Genomic DNA, 17685 nt, shown 5'->3' with positions numbered 1-17685 from the left:
AGGAGACCGAAGGACGGGTGATGGCCCTCGACCTTCCAACCTCGCCCGAACTCTCGCCCGAGATGCAAGTCTACTTCGACAAGTGTCGGGAAAAGATTGGATTTGTGCCGAATGTCCTGCTGGCCTACGCCCATGACGGCGCCAAGCTCGAGGCGTTCGCGGCGCTCTACAATGATCTGATGCCCGCACCCTCCGGCCTGTCCAAGCTGGAGCGCGAGATGATCGCGGTCGCGGTCTCGAGTGTGAACCGCTGCTACTACTGCCTCACCGCCCACGGCGCTGCCGTGCGCAGCCTCTCGGGCGACCCGGTGCTGGCCGAGATGCTGGTGATGAACTACCGCGCCGCCGACCTCTCGCCCCGCCACCGAGCCATGCTCGACTTCGCGGTGGCGCTGACCGAGGCGCCCTGGACGATCGAGGAGGAGGACCGCGACGCGCTTCGCGACGCCGGCTTCTCCGAGCGCGACCTGTGGGACATCTCCGCTGTGGCGAGCTTCTTCAACATGTCGAACCGCATGGCCTCGGCCGTCGACATGCGACCGAACCGCTCCTACCACGGCGAGGCGAGAGGCCTTCCCGAGGCCGGCTGAGCCCGCAGGCGGTCACCCGGCTGCCGTATTGTCGGCTTAGGCGCAGCAAGAGAACGGGCAACCGGTCGAGGGCGCGTCGCGCCCCTCGCCCGACGGGAGTGGTGGATGGCGTACCAGGCAAAATCGGCGCTCGAGGTCCAGCTGGATGTGCTCGGTGCCCTCATGCTGCGCGATATCCGGACCCGCTTCGGCGGGACGATGTGGGGCTACAGCGTCGCGGTCTTATGGCCCTGCGCCCACATCCTCGTCATCACCGCCGCCTATGTCGTCATGAAAAAGCCGACGCCGATCGGTGACAGCATCGTGCTGTTTGCCGTTTCGGGTCTATCCCCTTATATTATTTTCAATTACATGTCTAAAAAGATGATGGAAGGGCCGTTATCAAATAGACAGCTCGTTTATTTTCCTCAGGTAAAGTTCTTCGACGTTGTCATGTCGCGCGCGATCGTTGAAGTCTGTACTAGTAGCCTGAGTATTTTTATGACATTTTTTATCGCGGCGTGTTTTGGTGCGCACGTTGTCCCTAGGGATTCATTTGCATTCTGTGAGGCTATGCTGCTTGCGTTGTTTTTTGCAACAGGCGCAGGATTTTTTAACGTATTTATTTCACAAATGCTCATTCAATGGCAGTTTATTGTCATAGTTCCTGTTCTAATCGTCTATTTTACTAGTGGAACGGTCATTGTAGTTGAGGCAATGCCGGCAGTCATTTATGATTATGTGCAGTGGAACCCGCTCATGCACATCGTAAAGGTATGTCGATCAGCATTCTATCCAGGTTATGGAGCAGATGCCGACGTTATGTACGTGCTTATCGTCAGTGGCACGATGGCGCTGATCGGTCTCCTGGGTATTCGCTTCGTGGTGCCGCGCTTCCTCAACTGAGGGCGGGTGTTGGCTCCGTGCTCGGCGCCGAAAGGGAAGGGGGTTGGCGGGCCGGCCGCGCGAACGTGGCCGTCCATTTGCACCGCCGGGATCGGCCTGTCGCACCGCTCATCGATATTGTCCGGGTGCGAACGCCACCTTTTCCCAGGGGTTGGCGAGTGCGCCGGCGGACAGCGCGGTCACGTTTCCCGCAAGACGGATCAATCCAGTCCGAAGTGGTGGAATCCTGCGTCACGGCGCAGGTGCGTGCCGTCTTGATGCACGACGCGCGCGTCGCCCGACCGCTATCACCGCTATACGGACACGATGTGAGGAGCGGCACGCTCAGCAAGCGAAGTTTAATGATCTTAGGGTTTTGGCTCCGCGCGCAACAGCCATCCGCGAAGCTAGATCCGACTGAACGGATCCCACCATCCCTTGAAGCGGGATGGTGCGGCCGAGAGGACTCGAACCTCCACTGGTTGCCCAACTAGCACCTCAAGCTAGCGCGTCTACCAATTCCGCCACGGCCGCGGAGTTCGCCGGACATCCAAAAAGCGGTCCAGCTCGTCTTGAAACCATCAGTCAATATCTGCATCACTGCCGGGAAGACAGCGCGCTCATCGGCGACTTCGTCCTACGCACAGCCCGACCTGGTCGAACCTATTGCACGGACTTCCGTCTCCATCCCCTGCCGCCGGTCGAAGACCTCGTGAGAGAGATGGTGCGGCCGAGAGGACTCGAACCTCCACTGGTTGCCCAACTAGCACCTCAAGCTAGCGCGTCTACCAATTCCGCCACGGCCGCGGATTGCTTCATCTCGCCGGAAGCGGCGGGGCGGGGCTGAAACCCGTCCGAAGCGAGGCTGCGAATACCAGTCCCCCCCGGGGGACGCAAGCGCCCCGATGCGGAACTGGCAAACATTCTCGTCAGAGCGCGTCCGACAGGGCGCCCAGGAAGGCGGCGCCGCCGTCGCCGATGCGGATGCCCGGCTCGCGCACCACCTCGGCCTTGCGGATCAGCTCGGTCACCTCCACGGAGATGCGGTTGCCCGTGACCACGATCTGCCCGCGGGCGATCGGGTGGTTGTTCGCGAGGATCTCGACCATATCGCTGTCGGTCGAATCGAGCTCGATCACCGCGCCGCGGCCCATGCGCAGCAGCATGTGGATCGGCATCCGGGTCCGCCCGAGCACCACCGCGAGGTCAACCTTGAGAATGTCGAGAACCGCCAACGGACAGACCCACCCTGACCACGAACCGATGCCCCGACAATCCGATCTTATGGTGAAGCCTTGGTAAACGACCGGCTCGGAACCGCCCCGGGGAGCCTCCTGCCGGTGCCCGGCAGCCCTCCCGTCGAATGGGTCGTGCGCGACGCGCTCCTCGACTACCGCGAGGCGGAGGCCGCCATGGAGGCGCGGGCGGCGGCGATCGCCGAGGGCCGCGCCCTCGAGCGCGTCTGGCTGATCGAGCATCCGCCGCTCTACACCGCCGGCACCTCGGCCCGGGAGGCCGACCTCGTGGCGCCCGAGCGGTTCCCGGTCCACCGCACGGGGCGGGGCGGGCAATACACCTATCATGGCCCCGGGCAGCGGGTGGCCTACGTGATGCTCGACCTCAACCGGCGGCGGCCGGACCTGCGCGCCTACGTGGCCGCGCTGGAGGCCTGGCTGATCGCGACGCTCGACGCGTTCACGGTGCGGGGCGAGCGCCGGGAGGACCGGGTCGGCGTCTGGGTGCGCCGACCGGAGAAGGGGCCGGGAGTCGAGGACAAGATCGCGGCGATCGGCATCCGGGTACGGCGCTGGGCGACCTTCCACGGCATCAGCCTGAACGTCGAGCCGGACCTGTCGCACTTCTCCGGCATCGTGCCCTGCGGCGTTCGCGAGCACGGGGTGACGAGCCTCGTCGATCTCGGACGGCCGGTCACCCTGCCGGAGGTCGACGCCGTGCTGCGCGGGCGCTTCGAGGCGATCTTCGGGCCCACCGTCCTGGTCGAGGACGATGGTCGGGGCGAGGTCGCCCCGCCGACGGATCCATGACGGTTACCCCACCGTCCCCCGGTTTTCAGCTTGCCCGGACTTGCTCTAGAGTGATGGTCCAGAACGCGTGGACGATGCGGCTGCCGGGCGGGCGGCCCCTGCCGCGCCATGATGGAGGCCCCGCCCGTGCCGGCTGAGACCCCCGAGGTCACAGGCTCCGAGGTCTCAGGCTCCGGCGCCTTCCGGCCCCTGCGAGCGGCGCTCGCGGCGGCGCCGCTGCCCTCCGTCGTGGTCGCGGCCGGCGCCGAGGACGCGATCCTGTTCGCTAATTCCGCGGCCGAGACCCTGCTGGGCGCGGTTCCCGGCAGGATCACCGCGCTCGCCGCCGATTCGGAGGCCGAGGATGCCCTGCGGACCCTCCTCGCCGGGCGTGGCCCGGCCAGCGCCGAGGTGCTGGTGCGCCGCCGCGACGGCGCGACCCTGTGGGCCGCGCTCCATGTCTCCCCGGTGGGCGGGGAGGACGGCGCCCGCCTGATTCAGCTCGTCGACACCTCCCGCTGCCGCGACCTCGAGGCGGCCCTCGGCCTGGCGCAGCGCCGCGAGGCGCTCGGCCAGCTCACCAACGGCGTCGCGCACGAGTTCAACAACCTGCTGCAGATCCTCGTCGGCTACGTCGACGGCCTGCGCCGGCGCCTCGGCGAGCACCCGGACGCCTTCGTGCAGCGGGCGCTGACCCGCTCGACCGACGCGGCCGAGCGCGCCTCGGCGCTCACCCGCCACCTCCTGGCCTTCTCGCGAAGACACCGGCCGGAGCCGCGGCCGGTCGACCTCAACGGGCTGCTGCGCGATCACCGCGGGCGGGCCGAGGCGGTGCTCGGCGGGAGCGTCGCCCTCGATCTCGACCTCGCCGGCGACCTGTGGATCGCCTGCGTCGATCCGGTCCAGACCGAGTTGATCCTGCAGATCCTGTTGCGCAATGCCGTCGAGGCGATGCCGGCGGGCGGGCGCGTGACGATCCAGACCCGCAACCACGGCGGCGAGGGCGTGGCGGCGGACGGGTCGGCCGGGCGCCACGTCGCCCTGACGGTGGCCGATACCGGATCCGGCATGGCCCCGGAGGTGCTGGGCCGGGCGCTGGAGCCGTTCTTCACCACGCGCGAACCCGGCCGCGGCACCGGCCTCGCCATCCTCAACGCGGTGGTGAAGCGCCAGAACGGCGCCGTGGCGCTCCGCAGCACCCCCGGCGAGGGGACGTCGATCCGCCTGACCTTCCCGGCGGCAGAGGAACGGCGCCCGCAACGAAGTGCCGCTATGCGCTAATCCCCGTCAGATCAAAAATTTATCGCTTGGCAGATCTGGCGCCGATCGGTGACTTTTCATCCTGTGTAGTGATGACCAGGACGGCATCCGGGGCGAGTCCTCCCTTCTACTGCGTCGCCCGCATCCCCATATGCGTGGCGGGGGCAGGACCCCGCCCCCTGGACGGCGCCCCAACTGGTGATGGCACGAGGCGAGACGAACCGATGATGACCACCTTCACCCGCGGCCGCCGGACGGTTGCAGCCTTCGGCCTCGCGGCCCTGATGGCCGTGGCGGCGACGGCCGGCGAGGCGCGTCCCGGCAGCGGCTCCTCGATGGGATCGCGCGGCTCCCGCACCTATTCGGCGCCGGCCCCGACCACGACCGCCCCCGGTGCCCCCGCGCCGATGCAGCGCTCGATGACCCAGCCCGGCTCGCCGATGGGCGCCCCCGCCGCCCCGGCGCGGCGCTTCGGCGGCGGCTTCTTCGCCGGCCTGCTCGGCGCCGGCCTGCTCGGTGCGCTGATCGGCGGCGGCTTCTTTGGCGGCCTCGGCGGCATCGCGTCCTTCCTCGGCCTGCTGATCCAGGTCGGCCTGCTCGTCGGCGCGGTCGTGCTGGTGATGCGCTTCCTGCGCCGCCGCCGGGCCGAGCCGGCCATGGCGGGTGCTTACAACCGCAGCGGACCGGCCTCCGGTGGCCCGCTCGGCGGCATGGGCGGCAACACGGGCGGCCTCGGTGGCGGTCTGGGCGGCATGCTCGGCGGTGGCGCCGCGGCCCAGCAGGCCCGTCCGCCCAAGCGCGACGAGGTCGGCATCGGCCCGCAGGATTTCGACGCCTTCGAGCGCACCCTCACCCAGGTCCAGCTCGCCTATGGCGCCGAGGACGCCGCCACCCTGCGGCGCCTGACGACGCCGGAGATGTTCGGCTACTTCGGTGAGGAGATCCGTGCCAACACCGCCCGCGGCGTGGTCAACAAGATCGCCGACGTGAAGCTGCAGCAGGGCGACCTTGCCGAGGCCTGGCGCGAGGGCCCGGTCGACTATGCCACCGTGGCGATGCGCTACACCCTGCGCGATGCGCTGATCGAGCGCGCCAGCGGCAAGGTCGTCGAGACCAACCCGCCCGAGGCGACCGAGGTCTGGACGTTCCTGCGCGAGCGCGGCGGCCAATGGGTGGTTTCGGCCATCCAGCAGACGCGATAACGGTCGATCGTGCGGGGAGCCACGCTCCCCGCTACCTTCGCGAAGCCCTCGATCCGGCCTGGATCGGGGGCTTTTTCGCGTTCGGTCGCATCTCGAAGGTTTGGCGTTCCCGAAGGCTTGGCGTTTCCGAAGGCTTGGCGTTTCCGAAGGCTCGGGCGTCAGAGCGCCTGGGCCATCGCCACGAATCCCGCCACCGGCACCTCCTCGGCCCGGGCCGTCTCCGGGATGCCGGCGGCGGCGAGCAGGGGGGCGGGGTCGGGGGTCGCGCCCTTCAGGCTCTGGCGCAGCATCTTGCGGCGCTGGCCGAAGGCGGCGCCGGTCACGGTTTCGAGGGCCCGGACCCGGCAGGGCAGGGGCTCGGGTCTCGGCACCAGCCGCACCACGCTCGAGGTCACCTTCGGCGGCGGCACGAAGGCGGCAGGCGGCACGTCGAACAGGATCTGTCCTCGCGTACGCCAACCGCACAGGACGCCGAGCCGGCCGTAATTCGCCCGGTCGCTCTCGTCGGCGACGATGCGCTCGGCGACCTCGCGCTGGAACATCAGGGTCAGCGAGTCCCACCAGGGCGGCCAGGCCTCCTGGGTCAGCCAGCCGGTGAGGAGCTGCGTGCCGACGTTGTAGGGGAGGTTCGCGACGATCCGGGCCGGTCCCTCGCCGATCAGCGGGCGGGGGTCGAATTCCAGCGCGTCGGCCTCCACCACCTCGAGGCGGCCGGGATAATGCGCGGCGATCTCGGCGAGCGCCGGCAGGGCGCGGGGGTCGCGCTCGACCGCGATCACCTTGGCGGCGCCGTGCATCAGGAGCGCCCGGGTCAGGCCGCCGGGGCCGGGGCCGACCTCGACCACCGTCACCCCGTCGAGCGGCCCCGACGAGCGGGCGATCCGGCCGGTGAGGTTCAGGTCGAACAGGAAATTCTGGCCGAGCGAGCGGCGCGGCATCAGGTCGTGCGCCTGTACCACCTCTCGCAGGGGCGGCAGGCCGTCCGGGGCGCTCACGCGGCAACTCCATCCTGGGCTCGCGTCAGTCGGCCCGCGAGCTTCAGCGCCGCGATCAGGCTGTCGGGCATGGCGAGCCCCTTGCCGGCGATGTCGAAGGCGGTGCCGTGGTCCGGCGAGGTGCGCAGGAACGGCAGCCCGAGGGTGACGTTCACGCCCTCGTCGAAGGCCAGCGTCTTGATCGGGATCAGGGCCTGGTCGTGGGTCGGGGCGAGCGCGACGTCGTAGGTCGCGCGCGCCCGGGCGTGGAACAGCGTGTCGGCCGGGTGCGGCCCGGTGATCGCGATGCCCTCCGCCCGCAGCCGCTCGACCGCGGGAGCGAGCACGTCGCGGTCCTCGGTGCCCATGGTGCCGGCCTCGCCGGCATGCGGGTTGAGCCCGGCGAGCACGAGGCGCGGAGCGGCCAAGCCGAAGCGGCTCCGCAGGTCGCGGTCGACGATGCGGGCGGTCTCGACCACGAGGTCGGCGGTCAGTAGGTCCGGCACCCGGCGCAGCGCGACGTGGATCGTCACCGGCACCACCGCCAGGTCCTCCGACCACAGCAGCATCACGGCCGTCGGCGGGGCCGCGCCGGGCGCGGCGGCGAGCGCCGCGAGGTATTCGGTATGGCCCGGATGGCGGAAGCCCGCCTCGTACAGGACGTGCTTGGCGATCGGGTTGGTGACGAGGGCGGGCGCCCGGCCGGCCTGGACCAGCCGCACCGCCTCGTCGATCGACGCGAGGGTGCCGGCGGCGCTCGCCGGATCGGGCTGTCCCGGCTCCGCCGCGACGGTGAGCCCGCCCGGCAGCCGCACCACCGGCAGGGCCCGGGCGAAGGCGGCCGCCGCCTCTTCGGGCTCGACCGCGACGAGCGGCACGGCGAAGCCGAGGCGGGCCGCGATCGATCCGAGGAACTCCGGGTCGCCGATGACGAAGAACGGCGCCAGGCCGTGCTCCTCGCGGGCGAGCCAGGCCCGCAGGGTGATCTCGGGCCCGATCCCGGCCGGATCGCCCTGTGTCAGCGCGAGGGCTGTGGTCATCGCGGGGATCCCCGTCCGTGGCGGCGCGCCGTGGCGCAGGTTCGTCCAGCGCGCCATCGCATCCCGGCTCCCGTCGGGCAAGCGCTCTTGCCGGCTAACCGCTCCTGCCGGCCAAGCGCTCCCGCCGGGCGAGCGCCCGCCGGAAGGGCAGGCGCCGGCAACCCGTCACCGCGCCGTGGCGATGCCGTCCGCCGTCGTGGAGGTGCTGAGGTTCTGCCGGAAGTTCGCCTCGCCGAGGGTGCGCAGCTCGATCCTGAGCAGGAAGGTCTGGTTGCGCTCGCGCAGGCCCGCCGCCGTCTCGATCGGAGAAGACAGGTAGTTGAGCGAGATCGTCGTGCACTCGTCGCGGTAGCCGAAGCCGAAGCCCGACGAGGAGACGTAGAACTTGTCGGACTTGTCGTAGATCGGTGCCGTGCCGACCGGGTTGAGGAAGTAGGACTGCGCGGCAGTGGCGTAGAACTCGCGCACCTGGAGGTAGTGCGATAGGTCGAACAGCACCGAGCCGGTGACGAACCAGTTCGGGGTGATGTTGTAGAGCGCCGAGGCCTGCAGGCCTTCGCGACGGCGATCGAAGCCGAGCTCGGGCTGCGCCGCGTAGCGGGCGTAGATCAGCGAGCCCTCGAGCGGCAGGAACGGCGCGAACTTGGCGGTGATGCCGGCTTCGAGGCGCTTCATCGCGAAAGTGTCGTTGTCGAACCGCGCCCGGGTGATGAAGCTGATGTTCTGGTTCGGCGAGACCTGGAAGCGGGTGACGAAGTCCGAGCGGGTCTGCTCGAGGCCCGAATCGCGGCCGACATTGGCGATGTCGCCGCGGCGGAACGAGTTCACGCCCGCGATCGCGATCGACTCGCCGGCCATCGCGTTCAGGTAGAAGCCGTTGCGGCCGGTGATCGAGTACTCGGCGCCCAGGTTGGCGCGCACGCCGCCCTCGACCCGGTCGTAGCCGGAGAACTTGTCCCAGGCGAACAGCGAGGTGTCGTCGAAGACGAGGCTCTGGGCGTCCTCGTTGGGGAGCCGCCCGATATGGGTCTCGCTCGGCCGCGCGATGACCTGGGCCACCGGCGAGATGGTGTGCACGCCGAGCGGCCCGAAATCGGCGACGAACGGATAGCGGTACTCGAGCCCGACCGCCGGCATCACCCGGCCGGAGAAGTTCGAGTCGGGCGAGAACAGGTTGCTGACTTCCGGGTTCTGGAAGCCGGTCGTGTTCGGGTTCACGAAGAAGGCGTCGCCGCGCAGGTAGGCGAAGGGCTGCCAGCGCTGGCCGAACTCGTCCGTGAAGGTGCGCCGCCACGACACCTGGGCGGTCGCCCGGGTGGTGTCGCCGGCAAGCCCGCTCACCAGGCACTGCCCGCGCTCGAACACCGAGCAGGTGCTGTAGAGCGGGAAGGTGATCCCGTTGACGCTCGGGCTGAGCAGGTAGGTGCCGGTGCGCGGGATCTGGGTGTACTGGGTCGCGTCCCGCGACAGGTGGGTGAAGTTCGCCTGGAACCGCACCTCGCCGCCGATCGGATCGGGCCCGTCCCGGCGCTTGTCGTAGTCGATCACCGGGGCGACGATCGGCTGCTGCTTCTGCCAGTCGAAGGTCGACAGGCCCTTGAAGTAGTAGCCCCGCGCCTCGAACCACGAACGGTCGCCCTGGCCGATCAGGAAGGCGGTCGAGACCGCCTCGCGGAAGTAGTCCGTGCTGATCGTCTGGTTGCGGATGCGGTAGTTGTCGAGGAACCACTTGTCGGTGACGCCGACGACGTCCCATCCCGCACGCCAGTTCGGGGCGAGGTAGAACTGGCCGGCCGATTCGATCGAGCCGCGGAAGTCGCGGTCGCCCGAGCCGAGGGGGCCGGGCAGGAACGCGCTCGGGGTCGACTGGAAGATGCCGCTGACGCGGACGTTGTAGAAGCCGTTGGCCAGCCGCTGGCGCCACTCGGCCTGGCCGAGCACACCTTGCTTCGACAGGAAGGTCGGCTCGATCGTAAGGTCGTAATCGGGCGCAATGTTCCAGAAGAACGGCGTGCCGATGCCGTAGCCGAGCACGTTCGAGGAGACGAAGTGCGGCGCCAGGAAGCCGGTGTCGCGCCGCACCGTCGGGTCGGGCGAGTAGAAGTAGGGCAGGTAGGCGATCGGGATCCCGGCCACTTCGAGGTAGGAATCCTCGTAGTAGATCCGGCGCTCCTCGTTGTTGTGGATGATCCGCGCCGCCTTGACCTGCCACAGCGGCGGGCGCTCGGGGTGGTCCTTGCACGGCTCGCAGGCCGTGTAGGTGCCGTACTCGAAGGTCGTGGTCTCGCCCGCGATCCGTTCCGCCCGCGGGGCGGAGAACCGCACCCGGGCCGGGCGGCCGCGCTGCTCGATGGTCTGCTGGACGCGCAGCGAGTCGATGAAGCCGGACTTGAAGTCGTCGGTCAGCTCCATCTTGTCGCCGGTCACGACCGAGCCGGTCTCGTCGGTGAGGCGGACGTTGCCCTCGGCGAAGACCCGGCCGGTGTTGCGGTCGTAGCGGACGCGGTCGGCGAGCAGCGTGCGCGGCCCGTAATGCAGCTCGGCATTGCCGACCGCCGAGACCGTGTTCTTGTCGTTGTCGTAGACGAGCTCCTTGGCCTCGACGAGCAGGCGCTCGCCTCCGGCCCCGGGCTTGTCCTGATTCTTGGCGGTGCGCGCCGCCAGGCGGTCGTTCAGCGTGCCCTGCGCACGCGCGGGCTCGCTCGCGCCCACCGTCACGGCGGCCGCTAGCAGAACCGTCAGGGATCCCGTGACCGCGGCACCCGCGGCCTTACGCACGACTCGACCCATCCCTGCACCCGCTATGCCCGTGCCGCCTTGCCGGAGGGTGGGCATCAGCCGTCCTCCAGGTGCAGAAGCGCGAGCGTTCCGAGAAGACTCCCTACCACGGCCGGGAACCACGCCGCCACCGGCGCGGCGACCAATCCAGAGGCTCCTAGGCCCTCCATCACCTGCCGTGCCACGTAGAGCACGAAGCCCGCCGCGACGCCGCCGAGCACCATCTTGCCGATGCCACCAAAGCGGAAGAACCTTAAAGAAACCGATGCCGCGACCAGCACCATCGCCAGGAACAGCACCGGCCGCGCCAGGAGCACGTCGTACTGCAGGCGGTAGCGCGTGGCGTCGAGTCCCGCCCGCTCGGTCCGGGCGATCGTCTCGGTGAGTTGCCAGAAAGGCACGGATTCCGGCGGGGTGAAGCGCTGGCGCACCTGCGAGGGGTCGAGCGTCGAGGCGATCAGGTAGGTGTCGTAGCTCTGCGGCTCCTGGTCCGGCCCCTGCACGCGCACGTCCTGCAATTCCCAGTAGCCGTCGTGCAGGGTGGCGCGGGCCGCCTGCATCTGCTGGGTGAAGGCGCCGCTGTCGTCGAAAGTGAAGACCATGACGCCCGCGAGCGTCGCCGTGCCCTCGACCGCGGTCTCGGCCCGGATGATCGCCTGGCCGTCGATGCCGCGCTGGCGGATCCACAACTCCTTGCCGGAGGCGGCCTTGCCCGAGCGGGCGAAGATCTTGGCCTCGATCTCGGTCGAGCGCTGCTTCAGCTCGGCCGAGACCGGGTTGTAGACCCCGACCGTGAAGGCGCCGATGCCGAGCGCCACCAGCGCGCCGGGCTGCAGGAACTGCCACGCCGAGATGCCGGCGGCGCGGGCCACCACCAGTTCGAGCTTCCGGCTGAGCTGAAGCAGGGCCGCCATCGCGCCGAACAGGATCGCGAAGGGCAGGACCTGCTCGGCCACCGCCGGGGTGCGGTACAGCGCGAGCCGCGCCATCACGGCGGCCGAGGCGCCCTCGGCGTCGCCGGCCCGGCGCATCAGCTCGACGAAGTCGAGGGTGTAGACGAGGGCGAAGACCGTGAGGAAGACCCCCAGGATCATCCGCAGGAAGCGGGCCGCCAGGTAGCGGCCGAGCGTGACGCCGATCAGCATGGCGGCTCAGCCCGCCCGCATCCGCAGGCGCCGTGCCGGCAGCGCCGCCGAGAGCCGGCGCAGCCGCGCCGCCACGACGGCGTTGAAGGCCCGCACCCGGTTGCCCTGGGTGGCGACGACGAGCGAGAGCACGATCGCGAGCAGCGGCACGAGATAGACCGCCGCGACGGCGCCCTGGCTGCGCACCGCCGCGCTCGAGGCGGCGAAGCCCGCGATGCGAAGGGCCACCACGGCGGTGATCGCGCCCGCCACTGCCAGACCGCGCCCCTGGCGGGTGGTGCGGGGATCGCCGAGCGCCGCGAAGGCGATCAGGCCGAGGGCCAGGGGATAGAGCCAGGACGACAGCCTGTCGTGCAGCTCGGCCCGGAAGCGGCCCTTGGTGAGCTTGTAGTAGGTCTCGTTCGGGTTCGGGAACAGCAGCTGCACGGTTGAGCGCTCGCGCGGCTTGTAGATCGTGTCGGCGTCCGGCGGCGTGAAGGCCGCGAGGTCGACGGCGTAGCGCTGGAAGGTGATGATCGAGGAATCCCGGCTGTTGGGCTGCTGGCGGTGGATGCTGCCCTTCTCCAGCACCAGGTAGGTCTGCCCGTCGAGGTCGACCGCCTGGCCGCGCTCGGCGAGGTAGACCACCGTCTTACCCACCTCGCGCCGGTCCTGCATGAAGATGCCGAGCAGCGCCCCGTTCGGCGCCCGCTCGCGGAAATGGAAGGTGATCCCGCTGTCGAGGCTGGTGAACTGCCCCTCCTTGACCACGTTGGCGATGAAGTCGCCGCGCACCCGGGTGAGCACGTCGCGCAGCTCCTGGAAGCTCGACGGCATCACCTGGATGGTCAGGAAGCCGATCGCCGCGCTGACGATCAGCGCCAGCGTCAGGAACGGCCGCATCAGGTGGCGCGGCGACATGCCGGCCGCGCTCATCACGATCAGCTCGGAATCGCCGTTGAGCTTGTTGAGCGCGTAGACCACCGCGATGAACAGCGCGACCGGCGCGATCACGGTGATCAGGGTCGGCAGCGACAGCCCGGTGATCAGGAAGAAGATCAGCAGGGTCTGGCCCTTGGCGGTGATCAGGTCGAGCTCGCGCAGGGCCTGCGTCACCCAGATCACGCCGGTGAGGCCGATCAGGCACGATAGGAACGCCCCGAGGGCGATGCGGAAGATGTATCGCTCGATCTGCTTCATCGGCCGGCTGCGGTCGGGCCCCCTCCCGCGTCGATGCTGGTTAGGCGCCGCCCGCCGGCCGCACAAGCACCGGCTGCCCTCAAGCGCCCGAAGTGCGGCCTTTTGCGGGCGGGCGCGGTCGGCCCGCCACACCCGGCCGCGTTGCGCTCGCGGGCGTCCCCCCGCTACACAGGACCGGCGCGGCGCCCCTCGAGAGGCGCGCGATCCAGAAGACGGGACGAAAGCAACGCCATGGCGGACGGCATCAGCATCGAGATCGAATCCCTCGCGACGGCCAAGCCCGGCGGGGCCGGCGGCGACCTCGTGCTGTTCGTGGGCGAGGACCTCGCCCTGTCGCCGCGGGCGGCCGAGATCGCCGGTCCCGGAGCCGCCGACCTCGTGGCGCGGGCCGCCGCCGCCGAGCGCTTCAAGGGCAAGGCCGCGAGCGCCCTCGTGATCGCCGCCCCGGCCGGCCTGTCGGCCGAGCGCCTGGTGGTGGTCGGCACCGGCAGCGAGGAGCAGGCCGCCCGCGACTGGGCGACCCTCGGCGGCTTCACGGCGGGCAAGATCGGCAGCCGTTCGGCCTCGGTGGTGCTCGAATGGCCCGGCACCGCCCCGGGCTCGGACGAGGTCGCGGCGTTCTCGCTGGGCGCGCGCCTGCGCACCTACAAGTTCGACCGCTACAAGAGCAAGAAGACGCCCGAGGGCGAGGAGGCCGGCGGGGCCGGGCGCCTGACCCTGCTGGTGCCGGAGAATGCGGGTCTCAAGAAGGCGTTGCGCGGGGCCGAGGGGCTGGCCGAGGGCGTGATCCTCGCCCGCGAGCTCGTCAACGAGCCGCCGAACGTCCTCGACCCGGAAGAGTTCGCCCGCCGCGCCGAGGCGCTGGAGAAGCTCGGCGTCGAGATCGAGATCCTCGACGAGAAGGACATGAAGAAGCTCGGCATGCGGGCGCTGCTCGCGGTCGCGCAGGGCTCGGCCAAGGAGGCCCGGGTCGTCATCATGCGCTGGAACGGGGCCGAGGACGCCGACGAGGCGCCGGTGGCCTTCATCGGCAAGGGCGTGACCTTCGATTCCGGCGGCATCTCCATCAAGGGGAGCGGCGGCATGGAGGACATGAAGGGCGACATGGCGGGCGCCGCCTGCGTGGTCGGCCTGATGCACGCGCTCGCCAGCCGCAAGGCCAAGGTGAACGCGCTCGGCGCCATCGGCCTCGTCGAGAACATGCCCGACGGCAAGGCGCAGCGCCCGGGCGACATCGTCACCTCGATGTCGGGCCAGACGATCGAGATCATCAACACCGACGCGGAAGGGCGCCTGGTGCTCGCCGACGTGCTCTGGCACGTCCAGCAGACCTACAAGCCCCGCTTCATGGTCGACCTCGCGACCCTGACCGGCGCGATCCTGGTGGCGCTCGGCCAGGAATTCGCCGGCATGTTCTCCAACAACGACGAGCTGGCCCAGCGCCTCTCGGCGGCCGGCGAGGCCACCGGCGAGAAGGTGTGGCGGATGCCGCTGGCGCCGGGCTTCGACAAGCTGATCGAGTCGAAGTTCGCCGACATGAAGAACACCGGCGGCCGCCACGGCGGCTCGGCCACGGCAGCGCAGTTCCTCAAGCGCTACGTCAACGACGTGCCGTGGATCCATCTCGACATCGCCGGCGTCGGGATGGGCTCGCCGGCCTCCGAGATCAACCGCTCCTGGGGCTCGGGCTGGGGCGTGCGCCTGCTCGACCGGCTCGTGCGCGACCACTACGAGGCGTGAGCACCGCCTCCGGTGCCCTTCCGGGCACCGCTCCCGCGACCTCCGGCGGCGGGCGCTTCGTGGCGCTCGTCCCGCTCGCCGCAGCCCTGGCGGCGGTGGCGCTCGCCGCCGCCGCGGGAGTGACACAACGCGGCCTCGACGCGGCGGGGTTCGGCCAATGGGCCTACGGCTTCTTCGCCGACCGCTACCCGCTGTTCTTTTCCGCCGTCGCGTACGGCGCGGCGCGGGTCGCGCTGCTGCCCGTCGCTGCGCCAGGGTGGCGCGGCTGGCTCGGCGCGCTCCTCGGCCTCGTCCTGGTCCTCGGCCTGTCGCTCCACCCGACCTATGGCGGGCTGGTGCTGCGGGCCGGTTTCTCTGTCGGCGGCGTCGCCTTCCTGTCGGGCCAGACGATGACCGTGTCCCACATCCTCGGGGCCGCGGTTGCCGCGATCGTGCTCGGCAGCGCGCTGGCCGTCGCCGCGCTCGTCGCCCGCGGCCTGCCGCGGCGCGGCACCCGGCTTCGCGCCCTCGGACGGGGAGCCCTGCGCGTCCTCGCCTTCGCCTGGGCCCTGTGGCTGCTGGCTTCGGCCCGGGATCTCGGCCTGTCGGGTTTCCCGCGCCTGCCGCTCGGGGGGCAGGCACCGCTGGCGCTGGGCCTCGTCCTGGCGGCGTTCCTGCCCCACGCCGCCCTGAGCGTGCTCGCCCCGGGGTCGGCCGGAACCCGGCGCTCGGTTGAAACGACCCCGGGGAGGCGCTAACCCGGAGCCAAGCCGGGGCCCGTCGAGGCATCCGGCATCGGGGAGGGTGGAGTTCATGGGCAAGGGGCCGAGCGCGATGGAACCGAACACCCCGCCGCGGCCCTGGCTCGCCGCCTATCCGGCCGGCGTCCCGGCGGAGATCGAGGCCGACCGTCTCGGCACCCTGGTCGAGCTGATCGAGACCAGCGCGCAGCGTTTCGCCGACCGCCCGGCGGTTACCTGCTTCGGCGCCTCCCTGACCTATGCCGCCCTGCGGCGCGAGGGCGCGGCGGTGGCGGCCTGGCTGCAGGCGCAAGGCATCGGCAAGGGCGACCGGGTCGCCATCATGATGCCGAACGTGCCGGCCTTCCCGGTCGCGCTCGTCGGCGCGCTCCTCGCCGGCGCCACGGTCGTCAACGTCAACCCACTCTACACCCCGCGCGAACTGACCCACCAGCTGCGCGATGCCGGCGCGCGGGTGCTCTTCGTCCTGGAGAACTTCTGCCACACCGTCGCCGAGGCGCTGCCGGAGCTGCCCGGTCTGGAGCGGGTGGTGGTGGCGGGCGCCGGCGACGGGCTCGGGCTGAAGGGGGCGCTCGTCACGCTGGTGGCGCGCCACGTCAAGAAGGCGGTGCCGCCCTTCGAGCTGCCGGCCTCGCGCCGCACGGCCTTCAAGGCGGTGCTCGCCACCGGTCGCAAGGCGAGCTTCCGGCCGGTCGCGGTCGGGCCCGACGACCTCGCCTTCCTGCAATATACCGGCGGCACGACCGGCGTGTCGAAGGGGGCGATGCTCACGCACCGCAACGTCGCCGCCAACGTCGAGCAGAGCCGGGTGTGGTTCGGCATGCGCGACGACGAGGGTCCGGGCCGGGTCATGGTCACGGCGCTGCCGCTCTACCACATCTTCGCGCTGACCTGCTGCTGCTTCTTCATGATGCGGCTCGGCGCCTGCTGCCTGCTGGTGCCGAACCCGCGCGACATCCCGGGCTTCGTGACGCTCCTGCGCAAGAGCCGCTTCACCAACCTGTCGGGCGTCAACACCCTGTTCAACGCCCTGCTCAACCACCCCGACATCGACAAGGTCGACTGGTCGCGGCTCGAATATTCGATCGCGGGCGGCATGGCGATGCAGGCGCCGGTGGCCCGGCGCTGGAAGACGACGACCGGCAAGCCGGTGATCGAGGGCTACGGCCTGTCGGAGACCTCGCCGGTGGTCTCGATCAACCCGCCGGCCCTGCACGACTGGTCGGGCACGATCGGCTACCCGGTGCCCTCGACGGAGGTCTGCATCCGTGACGCCGCCGGCACCACCCTGCCGGTCGGCCAGCCCGGCGAGCTCTGCGTGCGCGGGCCGCAGGTGATGGCCGGCTACTGGGGCCGGTCCGACGAGACCGCCCGGGCGATGACCCCGGACGGCTTCTTCCGCACCGGCGACGTCGCCCTGATCGAGCCCGACGGGCAGGTCCGCATCGTCGACCGGATGAAGGACATGATCCTGGTCTCCGGATTCAACGTCTATCCGAACGAGGTCGAGGACGTGCTCGCCGCCCATCCGGGCGTGGTCGAGGTGGCGGTGGTGGGCGAGCCCTCGGCCGAGACCGGCGAGAGCGTCGTCGCCCACGTGGTACGCCGCGATCCCGACCTGACGGCGGAGGCCCTGCGCCTCCACGCCCGCGAGAGCCTGACCGCCTACAAGGTGCCCCGCCGCTTCGTCTTCCGCGACAGCCTGCCGAAGACCAATGTCGGCAAGGTGCTGCGGCGCGCCCTGCGGGACGGGGAGGCGGTGGGGTAGCGCGGCCCTCCGAGCCCTCCTTCCCCCGCTGCGGGGGAGGGGTCGGCGTCGCGCCCTCTTACGTCACCGTGATCGGCATCTCTTCGGTCTGCGAGAACCCGTTGTCCCCCGTCCAGGTGAAGCGCAGCGTGCCGGTCTTCGTCGCCACGGTGGTGAAGGTCAGGTAGGGGTTCGCCGCGCTCGCCGGGGACAGCTCGGCGCGAAACACTTCGTCGCCGTCGTAGGTACAGACGAACTCCGTGATGATGTTGCGCGGGATCAGGCGGCCGTCCGGGCCGGGGCGGTAGCCGGTCTCCATCGGGTGCGAGATCAGGGTCTTGATCTCGATCACCGCGCCGGCCCCGGCGGTCTTCGGCAGGTTGATGAGGGCGCGGGCCATCG

The 17685-nt window shown here is 70.2% G+C and carries 15 protein-coding genes and 2 tRNA genes; 8 read left to right on the top strand and 9 right to left on the bottom strand.

The window, feature by feature from the left end; genetic code table 11:
- Window positions 1-20 precede the first annotated feature (20 nt).
- The gene (locus HPY23_RS15425) at window positions 21-590 is read left to right on the top strand and encodes a peroxidase-related enzyme (RefSeq protein ID WP_413231106.1); all 570 of its coding nucleotides are present in this window, start codon (window positions 21-23) and stop codon (window positions 588-590) included.
- A 105-nt stretch (window positions 591-695) separates the two neighbouring features.
- Complete coding sequence (locus HPY23_RS15420; RefSeq protein ID WP_091884556.1) at window positions 696-1475, top strand: ABC transporter permease; 780 nt, start codon at window positions 696-698, stop codon at window positions 1473-1475.
- A 428-nt stretch (window positions 1476-1903) separates the two neighbouring features.
- Here the strand turns inward: HPY23_RS15420 and HPY23_RS15415 are convergent.
- The 3 genes from HPY23_RS15415 to HPY23_RS15405 all read right to left on the bottom strand — a co-directional run bounded on the left by HPY23_RS15415 (window position 1904) and on the right by HPY23_RS15405 (window position 2689).
- Window positions 1904-1988 (bottom strand) — tRNA-Leu (locus HPY23_RS15415).
- 188 nt (window positions 1989-2176) lie between these two features.
- Window positions 2177-2261, bottom strand: a tRNA-Leu gene (locus HPY23_RS15410).
- A gap of 122 nt (window positions 2262-2383) precedes the next feature.
- The gene (locus HPY23_RS15405) at window positions 2384-2689 is read right to left on the bottom strand and encodes a FliM/FliN family flagellar motor switch protein (protein ID WP_048428740.1); all 306 of its coding nucleotides are present in this window, start codon (window positions 2687-2689) and stop codon (window positions 2384-2386) included.
- 105 nt (window positions 2690-2794) lie between these two features.
- Here HPY23_RS15405 and lipB point away from each other — a divergent pair, with 105 nt between their 5' ends.
- From lipB to HPY23_RS15390, 3 genes are all read left to right on the top strand, one after another.
- Entirely contained in the window at window positions 2795-3499 is a 705-nt protein-coding gene (gene lipB / locus HPY23_RS15400; RefSeq protein WP_413231105.1) for a lipoyl(octanoyl) transferase LipB, read from the top strand.
- 126 nt (window positions 3500-3625) lie between these two features.
- Window positions 3626-4759, top strand: coding sequence for an ATP-binding protein (locus tag HPY23_RS15395; RefSeq protein ID WP_244537523.1), 1134 nt, complete (start codon window positions 3626-3628; stop codon window positions 4757-4759).
- Between the two features lie 203 nt (window positions 4760-4962).
- Window positions 4963-5940 (top strand): TIM44-like domain-containing protein, encoded by a 978-nt coding sequence (locus HPY23_RS15390; protein WP_091884549.1) that lies wholly within the window; start codon window positions 4963-4965, stop codon window positions 5938-5940.
- Between the two features lie 158 nt (window positions 5941-6098).
- On the opposite strand, the gene rsmA is transcribed toward HPY23_RS15390, so the two are convergent.
- The 5 genes from rsmA to lptF all read right to left on the bottom strand — a co-directional run bounded on the left by rsmA (window position 6099) and on the right by lptF (window position 13056).
- Window positions 6099-6878, bottom strand: coding sequence for a 16S rRNA (adenine(1518)-N(6)/adenine(1519)-N(6))-dimethyltransferase RsmA (gene rsmA, locus HPY23_RS15385; RefSeq protein ID WP_236012646.1), 780 nt, complete (start codon window positions 6876-6878; stop codon window positions 6099-6101).
- A gap of 53 nt (window positions 6879-6931) precedes the next feature.
- A complete protein-coding gene (pdxA, locus tag HPY23_RS15380; protein ID WP_091884681.1) occupies window positions 6932-7954 on the bottom strand; it encodes a 4-hydroxythreonine-4-phosphate dehydrogenase PdxA in 1023 nt (340 codons plus the stop codon).
- A 165-nt stretch (window positions 7955-8119) separates the two neighbouring features.
- Window positions 8120-10732: an LPS-assembly protein LptD gene (locus HPY23_RS15375; RefSeq protein ID WP_407942783.1), complete on the bottom strand. Its 2613-nt coding sequence runs from the start codon at window positions 10730-10732 to the stop codon at window positions 8120-8122.
- 56 nt (window positions 10733-10788) lie between these two features.
- Window positions 10789-11877, bottom strand: a complete 1089-nt coding sequence (lptG, locus tag HPY23_RS15370; protein WP_060848706.1) for an LPS export ABC transporter permease LptG — start codon at window positions 11875-11877, stop codon at window positions 10789-10791.
- Between the two features lie 6 nt (window positions 11878-11883).
- A complete protein-coding gene (lptF, locus tag HPY23_RS15365) occupies window positions 11884-13056 on the bottom strand; it encodes an LPS export ABC transporter permease LptF (protein WP_091884543.1) in 1173 nt (390 codons plus the stop codon).
- 231 nt (window positions 13057-13287) lie between these two features.
- On the opposite strand from lptF, the gene HPY23_RS15360 reads away from it, so the two are divergent.
- The 3 genes from HPY23_RS15360 to HPY23_RS15350 are packed head-to-tail and all read left to right on the top strand — an operon-like array spanning window position 13288 to window position 17304.
- Entirely contained in the window at window positions 13288-14796 is a 1509-nt protein-coding gene (locus HPY23_RS15360; protein WP_091884540.1) for a leucyl aminopeptidase, read from the top strand.
- Window positions 14793-15533, top strand: a complete 741-nt coding sequence (locus HPY23_RS15355) for a hypothetical protein (RefSeq protein WP_244537522.1) — start codon at window positions 14793-14795, stop codon at window positions 15531-15533. Before HPY23_RS15360 ends, HPY23_RS15355 begins: the two co-directional genes overlap by 4 nt.
- 55 nt (window positions 15534-15588) lie before the next feature.
- Window positions 15589-17304 (top strand): AMP-binding protein, encoded by a 1716-nt coding sequence (locus HPY23_RS15350; RefSeq protein WP_167543945.1) that lies wholly within the window; start codon window positions 15589-15591, stop codon window positions 17302-17304.
- A gap of 58 nt (window positions 17305-17362) precedes the next feature.
- Here the strand turns inward: HPY23_RS15350 and soxZ are convergent, their stop codons facing one another.
- Complete coding sequence (gene soxZ, locus HPY23_RS15345) at window positions 17363-17683, bottom strand: thiosulfate oxidation carrier complex protein SoxZ (protein WP_091884538.1); 321 nt, start codon at window positions 17681-17683, stop codon at window positions 17363-17365.
- Between the last annotated feature and the right edge of the window lie 2 nt (window positions 17684-17685).

The organism is Methylobacterium ajmalii (assembly GCF_016613415.1).
Lineage (GTDB): Bacteria > Pseudomonadota > Alphaproteobacteria > Rhizobiales > Beijerinckiaceae > Methylobacterium > Methylobacterium ajmalii.
The sequence above is the reverse complement of the archived record's forward strand: the minus strand, read 5'-3'. Positions and strand labels throughout refer to the sequence as shown.

What these genes read in the sequence shown, in the direction of transcription:
- HPY23_RS15420 (WP_091884556.1), top strand. Translation starts at nt 696, where the DNA reads ATGGCGTACCAGGCAAAATCGGCGCTCGAGGTCCAGCTGGATGTGCTC.
- HPY23_RS15425 (WP_413231106.1), top strand. Translation starts at nt 21, where the DNA reads ATGGCCCTCGACCTTCCAACCTCGCCCGAACTCTCGCCCGAGATGCAA.
- rsmA (WP_236012646.1), bottom strand. Translation starts at nt 6,878, where the DNA reads ATGCCGCGCCGCTCGCTCGGCCAGAATTTCCTGTTCGACCTGAACCTC.
- lptG (WP_060848706.1), bottom strand. Translation starts at nt 11,877, where the DNA reads ATGCTGATCGGCGTCACGCTCGGCCGCTACCTGGCGGCCCGCTTCCTG.
- pdxA (WP_091884681.1), bottom strand. Translation starts at nt 7,954, where the DNA reads ATGACCACAGCCCTCGCGCTGACACAGGGCGATCCGGCCGGGATCGGG.
- lptF (WP_091884543.1), bottom strand. Translation starts at nt 13,056, where the DNA reads ATGAAGCAGATCGAGCGATACATCTTCCGCATCGCCCTCGGGGCGTTC.
- HPY23_RS15390 (WP_091884549.1), top strand. Translation starts at nt 4,963, where the DNA reads ATGATGACCACCTTCACCCGCGGCCGCCGGACGGTTGCAGCCTTCGGC.
- HPY23_RS15350 (WP_167543945.1), top strand. Translation starts at nt 15,589, where the DNA reads ATGGGCAAGGGGCCGAGCGCGATGGAACCGAACACCCCGCCGCGGCCC.
- HPY23_RS15360 (WP_091884540.1), top strand. Translation starts at nt 13,288, where the DNA reads ATGGCGGACGGCATCAGCATCGAGATCGAATCCCTCGCGACGGCCAAG.
- soxZ (WP_091884538.1), bottom strand. Translation starts at nt 17,683, where the DNA reads ATGGCCCGCGCCCTCATCAACCTGCCGAAGACCGCCGGGGCCGGCGCG.